The organism is Dysgonomonas sp. PF1-14, assembly GCF_029892965.1.
In the GTDB taxonomy this organism is placed as follows: Bacteria; Bacteroidota; Bacteroidia; order Bacteroidales; family Dysgonomonadaceae; genus Dysgonomonas.
On record NZ_JARXWN010000003.1, the window covers coordinates 166,051 to 178,427 of the forward strand.

The 12,377-nt window shown below is 41.0% G+C and carries 11 protein-coding genes; 3 read left to right on the top strand and 8 right to left on the bottom strand.

Going from position 1 to position 12,377, the window contains the following annotated elements; translation table 11 throughout:
- Positions 1–136: 136 nt before the first annotated feature.
- Positions 137–1,777, top strand: coding sequence for a fumarate hydratase (locus M2448_RS05155; RefSeq protein ID WP_280646779.1), 1,641 nt, complete (start codon positions 137–139; stop codon positions 1,775–1,777).
- A gap of 101 nt (positions 1,778–1,878) precedes the next feature.
- Here M2448_RS05155 and M2448_RS05160 read toward each other — a convergent pair whose 3' ends face one another.
- The gene (locus M2448_RS05160) at positions 1,879–2,352 is read right to left on the bottom strand and encodes an outer membrane beta-barrel protein (RefSeq protein ID WP_280645570.1); all 474 of its coding nucleotides are present in this window, start codon (positions 2,350–2,352) and stop codon (positions 1,879–1,881) included.
- A 267-nt stretch (positions 2,353–2,619) separates the two neighbouring features.
- Between M2448_RS05160 and M2448_RS05165 the strand changes: the two genes are divergently transcribed.
- Both M2448_RS05165 and M2448_RS05170 read left to right on the top strand, forming a co-directional pair.
- Positions 2,620–2,961: a CidA/LrgA family protein gene (locus tag M2448_RS05165; RefSeq protein WP_280645580.1), complete on the top strand. Its 342-nt coding sequence runs from the start codon at positions 2,620–2,622 to the stop codon at positions 2,959–2,961.
- Positions 2,958–3,659 carry an LrgB family protein gene (locus tag M2448_RS05170; protein ID WP_280645569.1) on the top strand — a complete coding sequence of 234 codons (702 nt, stop codon included), beginning with the start codon at positions 2,958–2,960 and terminating at the stop codon, positions 3,657–3,659. The genes M2448_RS05165 and M2448_RS05170 overlap by 4 nt, the downstream gene beginning before the upstream one ends.
- Here the strand turns inward: M2448_RS05170 and M2448_RS05175 are convergent.
- From M2448_RS05175 to M2448_RS05205, 7 genes are all read right to left on the bottom strand, one after another.
- Positions 3,656–4,465, bottom strand: a complete 810-nt coding sequence (locus M2448_RS05175; protein ID WP_280645568.1) for a hypothetical protein — start codon at positions 4,463–4,465, stop codon at positions 3,656–3,658. The genes M2448_RS05170 and M2448_RS05175 overlap by 4 nt on opposite strands.
- A gap of 94 nt (positions 4,466–4,559) precedes the next feature.
- A complete protein-coding gene (gene folD / locus M2448_RS05180) occupies positions 4,560–5,441 on the bottom strand; it encodes a bifunctional methylenetetrahydrofolate dehydrogenase/methenyltetrahydrofolate cyclohydrolase FolD (RefSeq protein WP_280645567.1) in 882 nt (293 codons plus the stop codon).
- Between the two features lie 104 nt (positions 5,442–5,545).
- Positions 5,546–6,658 (bottom strand): Mrp/NBP35 family ATP-binding protein, encoded by a 1,113-nt coding sequence (locus M2448_RS05185; RefSeq protein WP_280645566.1) that lies wholly within the window; start codon positions 6,656–6,658, stop codon positions 5,546–5,548.
- A gap of 153 nt (positions 6,659–6,811) precedes the next feature.
- Complete coding sequence (gene trmB, locus M2448_RS05190; RefSeq protein ID WP_280645565.1) at positions 6,812–7,558, bottom strand: tRNA (guanosine(46)-N7)-methyltransferase TrmB; 747 nt, start codon at positions 7,556–7,558, stop codon at positions 6,812–6,814.
- Positions 7,559–7,751: 193 nt separating this feature from the next.
- Positions 7,752–9,575, bottom strand: a complete 1,824-nt coding sequence (locus M2448_RS05195) for an ABC transporter ATP-binding protein (RefSeq protein WP_280645564.1) — start codon at positions 9,573–9,575, stop codon at positions 7,752–7,754.
- Positions 9,576–9,797: 222 nt separating this feature from the next.
- Positions 9,798–10,556: a LytTR family DNA-binding domain-containing protein gene (locus M2448_RS05200; protein WP_280645563.1), complete on the bottom strand. Its 759-nt coding sequence runs from the start codon at positions 10,554–10,556 to the stop codon at positions 9,798–9,800.
- The gene (locus M2448_RS05205) at positions 10,553–12,361 is read right to left on the bottom strand and encodes a histidine kinase (protein WP_280645562.1); all 1,809 of its coding nucleotides are present in this window, start codon (positions 12,359–12,361) and stop codon (positions 10,553–10,555) included. Before M2448_RS05205 ends, M2448_RS05200 begins: the two co-directional genes overlap by 4 nt.
- Between the last annotated feature and the right edge of the window lie 16 nt (positions 12,362–12,377).

The window sequence follows — 12,377 nt, forward strand, 5'->3', positions numbered from 1 at the left end:
TATTTCCAACAATTAAATATAATTAATTTGATTGTTGAACACTGTGTCTTTTTACTGTTTTGATAATCTCGCTACAGGTTTATTTCGTACTTTTGCATATAAAACTAAAAACAAACTATTAAAATATTATCAAGTTATGGCAACACCTCCGTTTAAGTATCAGGAAACTTTCCCGTTGGGAAAAGATACAACTGAGTATTATCTCTTGTCGAAAGATTACGTTTCTACCGCAAATTTTGATGGTCAGGAAATGTTGAAAGTAGAGCCCGAAGCTCTGACGCTGCTTTCGCAGCATGCTTTCCATAATGTGGAATTTCTGCTTCGCCCCGAGCATCAGGCACAGGTGGCAAAAATACTGTCCGATCCTGAAGCAAGCGATAACGATAAATTTGTAGCGCTTACTTTCCTTCGTAACTCCGAGATATCGGCAAAGGGGATTCTTCCTTTCTGTCAGGATACCGGTACGGCTATCATAATGGGAAAGAAAGGTCAGAATGTATGGACCGGAGGAAATGATGAGGAAGCCTTGTCGAAAGGTGTGTATAATACTTTTACGGAAGACAATCTGCGTTATTCACAGAATGCACCGCTTGATATGTATAAAGAAGTGAATACAGGAACAAACCTTCCTGCACAGATAGACCTGTATGCTGTTAACGGTAACGAATATAAGTTCCTGTTTGTAGCTAAAGGAGGAGGTTCAGCAAACAAAACATATCTGTATCAGGAAACAAAAGCATTGCTTACTCCCGAAAAGTTGGAACCGTTCCTGATCGAAAAAATGAAATCACTGGGTACTGCTGCGTGTCCTCCATACCATATTGCATTCGTGATAGGTGGTACATCAGCCGAAACCAATCTGAAAACCGTAAAGCTTGCATCTACTAAATATTATGATGAATTGCCGACTTCGGGTAACGAAGGTGGACGCGCATTCCGCGATCTGGAAATGGAAGCGAGATTGCTGAAAGCTGCACAACAGCTAGGTTTAGGCGCACAGTTCGGAGGTAAATTCTTTGCACATGATATACGTGTCGTTCGTTTACCACGACATGGAGCATCATGTCCGGTAGGTATGGGCGTATCGTGTTCAGCAGATCGTAACATAAAAGGCAAGATCAACAAAGACGGAATATGGCTCGAAAAACTGGAAGATAATCCTACTCGTCTGATTCCGGAAGAATTACGTAATGCCGGAGAGGGTGGGGGAATAAAAATAGACCTCAACCGTCCGATGAAAGAAATTTTGGCTGAGCTGACTAAATATCCGGTATCTACACGCTTATCGCTTACAGGAACTATCATTGTAGGACGCGACATTGCCCATGCAAAATTACAGGAAAGAATTGATAAGGGTGAAGGCCTGCCTCAATATATAAAAGATCATCCTATCTATTATGCGGGGCCTGCGAAAACACCGAAAGGATATGCAAGTGGTTCAATGGGGCCTACTACGGCAGGACGTATGGACTCTTATGTAGATTCGTTCCAATCGAACGGCGGTAGTCTGATAATGATAGCTAAAGGTAATCGCAGCCAGCAGGTGACTGATGCCTGTAAGAAACATGGTGGTTTCTATTTGGGAAGTATAGGTGGCCCTGCCGCTATCCTTGCTCAGAATAGCATTAAGAGCCTTGAATGCCTTGAGTATCCTGAATTGGGTATGGAAGCTATCTGGAAAATTGAGGTAGTTGATTTCCCAGCATTTATATTGGTCGATGATAAAGGAAATGATTTCTTCCAGCAACTGAAACCTATTAATTGCGCTATGTGCTAAGAAATATATATTGGTATCTATATATGAATAAAGGCTGCTGAAGGATTTCAGCAGCCTTTTCTCGATTTTTATGTAGCCCAATTAATTACGCAAGCCTGTGGTTAGAATCTAATTCCGTATCCCAACGTAAAATAGGCAGGGTCGGTATGTTCTTTGATTGTATATTTGAATTCAAAATTGAGATAGCCATTACTCATAATATCATACTGTACGCCTGCTCCGATATTCAGACCGAAGTCAGTCCAGCTATCGCTTACGCCATTGTTTGAGAACCTGTTATTCAGCATAGCTCCACCTACCAGTGGATAAAATGCGAATCCACCTTCTATAGGGATCAGATAATGTAGATTGATGTCCACATCCAGACCTGTTACATGATCGTTCGGAAACAATACAGATATACCCGGTGCCAGACGGATGTTGTTTGTAATGGAATACCGGCCTTCAACTCCTAAAAGGAATCTTTCGGCCTCTGTCTGATAGCCGATTTTTGGAAGGATTACCTTCTCTCCTTTCTGCGCATAAACACCTAACGATAGTGTAATAAGCATAATGCTTAATAATACTTTTTTCATACTTTATTTATTTAATAGATTTGTTCTTCTCTCTTTCCCTGTCATTATTGTATTATGTAGCTTCATTCATTAAACATATTAATAAAAGATAATGTTCTGTGTTTTCCGCATCTTTATTGAAAATTACCCTGCTTTATTATCTGTTCCTTGCAACTTATGATTAACTTTGCATCGAGTTAATTAGAAGGTTGTCATTGTGAGTAAATAGGTTGAAAATCATGAGGATTAGCAGCGATTTGTCTCACGCAAAAAATTGCACTTATGAAAATGGTAAAAGGGATATTTATCATTCTCTTATTTTATTTCTTAGGTGAAGCCATAAGCTACTTTATCGACGGGTTCGTTCCCGGAAATATCATTGGAATGATATTGCTCTTCCTTAGTCTTTATTTCAAAGTTTTTGATCCCGACAGAGTTAAAGATGTCGCCAATGCGTTTACCCGCAATATGGCTATATTCTTTATACCAGCCGGAGCCGGTTTACTCGGGTCTTACGGGCTCATAAGTAAGTTCTGGATGTCGATACTTATTGTATGTTCGGTAAGTACCGTATTGGTTATTGCTGTAGTCGCCATTATCCAGCAACAAATGGAAGGGAAGCGCAAATGAGAGCATTGTTCGAATCTACGGAGTTTATCCTGTTGCTTGTATTCGGCAGCTACCTCTTCGGGCAATGGGTGTTTAAGAAGACAAAGCTGGGGTTGTTACACCCCCTTATTATCGCAATTGCAGTGATTATCGCATTTCTGAAAATATCGGGAGTAAGCTACGAAACATTCGAGCAAGGTAGCCGCTTTGTCAGCTTTATGCTCGGGCCTTCGGTCGTGGCTCTGGGCTATGTTCTCTATGAGCAGTTGGAATACCTGAAAGGGAATGTAATGTCTATTCTTACCTCCATGTTTATAGGGAGTGTGGTTGGTATCATCAGCGTTATCATATTAGCGAAAATGACCGGAGCCGACGAGGTTCTTATTATGAGCCTCGAACCCAAATCGGTAACTACGCCTATTGCGATGAGCATAGCTCAGCAGTCGGGCGGGAATGTCTCACTGACAGCAGTCATCGTATTGTTCTGCGGTATCTTCGGCAGTATTGTAGGTCCCCCGATCCTTAGCCTGCTTGGCATAAAAAGCAGTGTTGCCAAAGGTCTGGCAATGGGGGCTTCGGCACACGGTGTAGGTACAGCCAAAGCAATGGAGATGGGAGTGATAGAAGGTGCGTTGAGCGGACTTGCCATCGGGTTGATGGGGGTAATGACGGCTCTGCTTATCCCTATTGTTCACCGACTGATAGAATCTGTATTCTAAGGATTCTGGGCGGTTACTCTCTTTCGTTTTGTGTCTGTGTAGTTCGCTATAACGATTTCTATTACAGGTAGTAACATAACCAGTAGAAACAAGAGAATTATTTTTTGTTTAAAGTCTCCAGTAATCACCTTTATGTGTTTTTCCATGAGTGAAGTTAATTCACTATCATCCGACAGGTTTTCCAATCTTGCATTTACCAATTCTGTTATCATTGCTTTGTCGATGAACAAAAGCCTCTGGTCGATTCTGTCTGTCAGATAAGTTACAGCTTGTTTTCTTATCCGCTCGGTTTCCTGTGGATAGTCGGTCATATAGCGGTTGAGCATTGCCGTAAATTCGCTGTCCGGAGATCTTGAGTCTTGCAGCAGATTGTCTATGAGGTTTCCGGCAAGTGCTGAAATATGATCGGGAACATTATTGCCCGTCAGTTCTTTATATCTTTCCTTTGCAATTTTTGTTACTTCTGTTTTCAGGTAATCATCGAAAACGGTATTCGCATTACCTATATATTGTGGAACATTCTGAATCAGTTGTGTTTCACAATTGTGCAAGCCAGCCCATTGTGCACTGCAAAATCCTGTAAATATGGGAAAGAATAGCATATAGAAATATGACAAGTATTTAAGAAAAGTATTTCTACGGCGTACCAGAATTTTCTTGCGTAACAACAATTCAATAATCAGTGCAACCACAAAACCGGTTACGCCGCCTATGATAGCCCATTTAATAACTATATGGGTATCTATATACTGCGATAATATATCCCAATATTCGAAAATGTCAGCAAATGAAAAGTTTAAATCCATATATATCTTGATTCTGTTATATAGATAAAGATAGGCTAAAAAAGTAAAAGGATAATCAGTCAGACTATCCTTTTGCCTTTTTGCATATAATTTGCTATTTGTATATTTCTTTCTTTCCTGCCAATAAGGTGTTCTTCATCAGTGAAATAATTGTCATCGGTCCAACACCTCCCGGAACAGGAGTAATGAATGCAGCTTTAGGTGCTACTTCGTCAAAAGCTACATCGCCTTTCAGCCTGAAGCCCGATTTTGTTTCAGTCGATGGTACACGGGTAGTACCCACATCTATTATCACAGCACCTTCTTTTACCATGTCGCCTTTCAGAAATTCGGGAACACCCAGTGCCGCGATGATAATATCGGCAGTCAGGCATATTTCCTTAATATCAGGAGTACGGCTGTGGCATACCGTTACAGTGGCATCACCCGGATAGCCTTTTTGCATCATCAGATTGGCAACAGGTTTGCCTACAATGTTACTGCGTCCGAGTACAACACAGTGCTTTCCTTGTGTAGGGATATTGTAGCGTTTGAGCAGTTCAAGTATTCCCGCAGGAGTGGCCGAAATAAAGCAAGGCAGCCCGATAGACATACGTCCTACATTGATAGGGTGGAAACCGTCCACATCTTTGCGATAGTCGATAGCCTCTATTACCTTCTGTTCCGATATATGTTTAGGTAAGGGTAGTTGTACGATAAAACCATCTATGTCTGCATCATTGTTCAGCTTCTCCACACAGGCAAGTAATTCTTCTTCACTGATGCTATCATCGAAGCGTATAAGTGACGATCTGAAGCCGACCTCCTCACAAGTCTTGACTTTGCTGGCCACATAAGTCTCACTACCCCCATCGTGTCCGACAAGTACAGCTGCCAGATGAGGCGTTTTTCCGCCCGATGCTTTGATGTTAGCTACTTCTTCTGCTATTTCTACTTTCATTTGTGCCGAGATGGCTTTTCCGTCGATCAGTTGCATAGATATGAATTATAAGTTATGAATTATAAATTATGAGTTGCAGGTTATGAATTATAAATTATGAATGTTAACAACAAAAATTATTTATAATTCACAACTCATAATTACTTATTATGTACTTCTACTTTTTGAGTTGGTGCTAATTCTGCATTCCGTTTGCTCACCGAGTTGATGAAGTTATCTGCCAGATGGGCGAAAGCCATTCCTGTTATTGTATTCTCGTTAAGGGCTACAGGAACACCTTTGTCGCCACCTTCGCAAATACTTTGTACAATCGGTATCTGTCCGAGCAGCGGTACATTCATATCCTCAGCAAGGTCTTTGGCTCCGTCTTTACCGAAAATGTAATATTTGTTTTCCGGTAGTTCGGCAGGGGTAAACCAAGCCATATTTTCTACCAGTCCGAGTATTGGCACATTCACCTTGTCGTTCATAAACATATTGATACCCTTGCGTGCGTCGGCAAGTGCTACCTGCTGAGGTGTACTTACTACAACTGCTCCTGTAATAGCCAGTGTTTGTACCAATGTGAGGTGTATATCGCTTGTGCCAGGAGGAAAGTCGATCAGGAAATAATCCAGTTCACCCCAGTTGGCATCGGCAATCAGTTGCTTCAGTGCATTTCCCGCCATCGCTCCACGCCATACCACAGCATCGTCCTTGTTAACAAAGAATCCGATAGAAAGCATCTTCACTCCATATTTTTCTACAGGGATAATGTATTCTTTTCCGTCTATCGGCTCCAGATATGGGCGAGCTTCTTCCTCATCGAACATTTTAGGCAGTGATGGGCCAAATATATCGGCATCGAGTAATCCTACCTTGTAGCCTTTATTGGCTAGTGCTACAGCCAGGTTGACCGATACGGTACTTTTGCCTACACCTCCCTTACCGGATGATATGGCGATAATATTTTTCACCTGTGGCAGCAATTTTGCCGGCTTAGCCTGTTCCACCTGTGGTGTTTTTACTTCGATATTACCTTTGATCTCGATGTTGGGATCGGCATAGGTAAGGATTGCCGTTTCGGCTGCTTTTACCAGCGATTTGATAAAAGGGTCGTTCGCTTTCTCGAAAAGTAAAGACAAACTCACTCTCATTCCTTCTATGTGGATGTCGTCGGATACCATACCCATTTCCACAATGTCTTTTCCCGTACCGGGATAACGCACGTTACGAAGTGCGTCCAAAATTAGTTTAGGATATATATTAGCCATTTCTCTTTAGTTAAAAGTTGACAAACTTGACATATTTTTCATTATTTCGATTCTGTTCCTTTTTATAAAAGGTAACAAAGGTAACACCTCTGTAATAGTTTTTCTTGTTAATTGCTAACTGTTGACTGTTAACTGTTATATTGATAAAGTTTTTCAATTCTGATTCAACATATTACTACGCCCAAAGCTGCGGTAATCGTCTTTTTCTATCTCTATATCGGGTTCTGTCCAGTTCCTTTCAGGACATTCAAACTTTATATACTTGATATTTAAACCGCGTGCAAGCCATTGTTGTTCATAGAACGTCTGTATTTTCAGAATATCATCTGCCAGTCCCGAATGATATAGGTCATCAGTTTGGAACAATACCGGCAAATTATTCTCTTTGACCATCTCACAAGTATAAGTGTACATAAAGTTGCTGTCTGTTTTGAGATGGATAATGCCGTTTTCGGCAAGTATCTGCCTGTACAGTTTCATAAAACGAGTCGATGTCATTCGCTTATTCGTCTTATTCATCTGCGGATCGGGGAAAGTGATCCATATCTCGGCTATCTCTCCTTGTCCGAAAAAGTGGGTGATCAGCTCTATATGTGTGCGTAGGAAAGCTACATTTGTCATTTTCTCTTCAAATGATTGTTTCGCTCCTGTCCACATTCTTGCCCCCTTTATATCAATGCCGATAAAGTTCTTTTCAGGAAACAGCTTTGCCAGTCCTACCGTATATTCACCTTTTCCGCAACCTAGTTCCAGTACTATTGGATTATCATTTTTGAAAAACAGTTCGTTCCATTTGCCTTTCATTCCGAAGCCTTTCTCCTGCAATGCAGCAAAAGGGTATTGGAATACATGCGGGTATTCCTCCATGTTGGCAAATTTGGCAAGTTTATTTTTTCCCATATATTTATATCCCACCCCGACCCTCCCCAATAGGGAGGGTGTCACAAAGTGAGTATTTTTTAATCTCTTTCATTCCTTAAAAAGTGAGATGCAAAGAGGATAATTATTAATAATGTTACTATTCATTCTCTTATAGTGGCTTTGCTTCTCCCCTCTCTATTGGGGAGGGTCGGGGTGGGGTGGCTGTCAACTATTAGAATTGTTGCATATCACACAACTTACGGTAATAACCATTCATGTTATACAACTCATCGTGATGTCCTCTTTCTACGATCTCGCCTTCGTGCATCACACATATTTCATCTGCATTCTTGATAGTAGACAAGCGGTGCGCAATGACAAGTGTGGTACGGTCTTTCATCAGGCGTTCCAGCGCGTCCTGTACCAGACGTTCCGACTCGGTGTCGAGAGCTGATGTTGCCTCATCGAGAATCAATATCTGTGGATTTTTCAGAATAGCACGGGCAATACTTACCCGCTGACGTTGTCCGCCGGATAGCTTGCCGCCCCTGTCGCCGATATTGGTGTCGTATCCATTGTCGGTATCCATAATAAAATCATGAGCATTAGCTACTTTTGCAGCTTCTATCACCTGCTCTTTTGTAGCACCCTCTACACCAAAAGATATATTGTTGAAGAAAGTGTCATTAAAGAGTATTGCTTCCTGATTTACATTCCCCATCAGGGTACGGACATCATGTACTTTTGCATCCTTAATGTTTATATCGTCGATATAGATACCTCCGCCATTGACATCGTAGAAGCGCGGAAGAAGGTCTGCCATTGTCGATTTTCCCGATCCCGATTGTCCTACAAGTGCAATTGTTTTTCCTTTCGGAATAGTAAGGCTTACGTCCTTTATTACCCAGTTGGTTTCGTATTTGAACTCAACATTGCGGTACGTAATTTCTTTATTGAATGTAAGTCGTTTTGGATTTTCAGGATCTTTAATGTTATTCTCAGCCAGTAGTATTTTGTCGATACGTTCTACCGAAGCCATACCTTTCTGTATTGCATATATCGATTTCGATAAATCTTTTGCCGGATTGATGATCAGATAAAATATTGTAAGATAGTATATAAAACTCGCCCCTGTCATACTGCTGTTGTTGTCGATGATGAGTGTTCCTCCAAACCAAAGAACAAGAACAATTGTAATAGTTCCCAAAAATTCACTCATTGGGTGAGCCATTTGCTGGCGGCGGGCTATACGGTTCGACATATCGCGGAAGATATTGCTTGCTTTGTCGAAACGATCGGTCATTTTTTGCTCAGCATTGAATGCCTTGATGATACGCAAGCCACTCAGTGTTTCTTCTATTTGCGACATCAGTTGTCCCCAGAAGTTTTGGGCTTCTACCGACTTGCGTTTGAGGCTTTTCCCCACTTTCCCCATAATATATCCCGATATTGGAAGCAGGACAAATACAAATAATGTGAGTTGCCAGCTGATAATCAGCATCGCAGTAAGATAAACCAAAATCATGATGGGATTTTTACTTACCATATCGAGTGAACTCATTACCGAGCTTTCTACTTCACCCACATCTCCCGTCATGCGGGCAATGATATCACCTTTTCTCTCATTAGAGAAAAAGCCTAAGGGTAGAGATAGTATTTTGTCATTTATCTGTTTTCGTATATCGCGGACAACTCCGGTGCGTACATCTATGATAAAGTATCCGCTAAGATATGTTGTCAGTGTTTTAAGCCCGGTCATTACAGTAAGAGCTAGTCCGATAAGGAGCAGTACCAATCCGCCTGAATGAGTTTCCATAATCTGGTTCAGATAAAAATACGCATTGTTCTTTAATGCTCCGAAATCGAAGTAATTTGCCATTGGCGTATATTCATAAACTTTCTTATCCACTTTGAATAATATCTCCAGTATGGGTATGATCAGGGCAAATGAAAATACGTTGAGGATAGCACTCAGTATATTGAAAAATATATTCAGCCCTACTTGTTTCTTGTATGGGGGAATAAATCGCCTGATCAGTGTAATAAAATCCTTCATTAGACGGTGTTTGGTAAATAAAAGCACAGCCGGAGAAGAGGTTGTGCCGAAAACGGCCGCAAGTTAGCCATAATTCTTCTTTTAATAAATACCTTTCTTTATTAAATGAGACAGACAGGGGTTTTTTCTCAAATTTTAAGTAACTGTTTAAAGAGTATGTGTGCTTAAGTGACACAAATTATAGCTGTTGTATTTGCCAAAGTAATAAAAAGGTCTGAGGCTTTAGTTTTTAAACAATCTCAAAAACTCGTCTTTATAACTAGATGAAACTTCTATTTCGGTTCCGTCTGTCAGCGTGATGTATCCTCCCGAATTTTTATGATATGAAACTACATGGTCGACATTTATAATATGCGATTTGTGCACACGCAGGAAAGGGTAGGGCAGTATTTCGCTGAAGTGTTTCAGAAAACGGCAAACCATTTTCTTTGTCTTGTTTTTCAGGTATATATCTGTAAAATTACCATTCCCTTGCAGACGCATAATATCTTCCATTCTCACAACCTCGAAACCTTCGAGTGTAGGCAGTATTACCTGTTGCTTTTCTGGCTTGTTCTCTCTGAAATTCTCCACTAGTATTTTGTTGCGGTTGAAAATCTCTTTATTGATGATATGTTGTTGTACCTTGTTTACAGCGAGGATAAGTTCTTCGATGCTTATGGGTTTCAACAGATAATAAGCTGCACTTTGGTTGAGTGCCCTTAATGAATATTCGGAAAATGCTGTGACAAAAATCGTTTCAAAATACAGATCTTTACATCCTTCGAGCACGTCGAAAGCATTACCGAACGGCATTTCTACATCAAGGAATACGAGTTGTGGCTCTACCTCATGCAATAGAGGGATGGCTTCCTTGCAATTGTGAGCCTCACCGACGATCTCTATCTGAGGACAATACTTCGTCAGATAGTTTTTCAGGGCTTCGCGTGCTGCCGATTCGTCCTCTAATATTACACTTTTTATTCTTTGTAGGGTATTCATAGCATGTTCTTATTCATTACCGGAAAACTTAAGACAACGATTACGCCTGTCCTTGTGCCACCTTCTTTTTCGGAAATATCTATTGAAATATTTGTCCCGTACAGACTGTTGAGAAGTTTAATACGTTCGTGCGTATTATTCAGGCCTCGCGAATTATGTTCACGTTGGTGTTTGGTCTTTAGCTCCTGGCTTTTCTTTAATCCGATACCGTTGTCTTCTATAACTATCAGCAGTTCATTCCTTCTTGTTTCTACTGTTAATGTAAGGAACCCTTTTGTGTCCTTGTATCGTAGTCCGTGCCAGATGGCATTTTCCAGTTGTGGCTGTATCAGCATATTCGGGATGAATGTGGCATCGGGGTCTATAGTTTCGTCAATGTCTATGCGGAAATCGAATTTATCGTGGAAGCGCATATGCTCGAGGTCGAGGTATTCCTTTATCTGTTCCATTTCGGCAGATAGCGATACGAAGTCTTTATTGGAATTTTCCATTATATTGCGCATCAGCTTGGAGTAAGACGACAGGTATTTGTTTGCTTCCAGTTCATTATTTTGTGCGATAAACTGATTCACGCTGTTCAGACTGTTGAATATAAAGTGCGGATTCATTTCGCGGCGCAGTGATTGCAATGCTATCCGCTTATTCTTTTTCTTGATGGAATACAAAGCTTTTGCTATCAGTAGCAGGAATATAAGGATAAGTATGATTACTGCAATAAGCACGTAGTTGAATGTATTCTGCTTTGTTATCAGTTCATCCTTTAGTGCCCGTTCCTTTTCCAGCTGCAATATTTTTTCTTCCTGCACCTGAAAGAATTTCTCATCTATCAGGGTGCTGTCACCTTTGACCAGATTCTCGAGCTTGCCTACAAAATCAGCATATGCCTCAAGCGCCTTTTGTGGCTGCTTTATCCGTTTGTACTGTTCTACCAATAGTTCTAGACTGTTTTTTGCATCCAGTGTCTGCCCCTTGTCTATAGCTATAGAATAGGCTTCCTGCAACACTGAAATGCCTTCCTCTTGCTTATTAGCTTCAATATAGTTGGTCGACAGGGTTTGTAATTGTTTTATTTCCGTTTTGGTGTCGTTCAGCTTACGCGCATCGGCTATCAGGTCTTTGTTGATTTCTATTGCTTTATCGAGCTGTTTGCTTTCGGCATAAACACTAGCTATATCCATTTTTATCTGATTAGCTAGTTCGGGGCGGTCTTTTACTTCTCCCAATGCCACGTTATAATTATAGATGGCTTCATCCGGCTTATTCATATCCCGATACGCTCCTGCCATTTGTTGACGGGCTTCAACGATTCCTTTCGTATCATTCGTATTATTGAAATAATCCAGATTCTGTTGTATATACTCAGTCTGAGCTTGTGGATTGCTAAAGTTGAGAACACGTTGAGCATCATTTTCATTTACGGCACCAAGTGTTTTTCCTTTTTGAAGCTTACTTGCTGACTTATAGTTCCTGAAGGCGGCGTCCAACTTGTTTTGCGCTTCCTGTGCCTTTGCCAGTTCGCGGTCTACACGAGCTATCTTTTCTGTGTCTTTTAGTTTTTCATAGAGCTTTCTCGCTCTATTCAGATAATCTTCGGCTTTTGCGTGTTCCCCCTTAGCAGACAGGTCTTTTGCCAGTTTCTCATAACTTTCGGCTACCGCTTCGTCCGATTCGCCTCTCTCTATAGCATCCGAAACCTGTTGCAGGCTCTCTTTTTCTACAGCTCTACTCCCAACTACGGCTTGCCCCCAACAGGTTGATGCTGTGAGGCAGAACAAGAGTATGAGGATATATTTGAGACGTATCATCGCTAACGGTTTATTT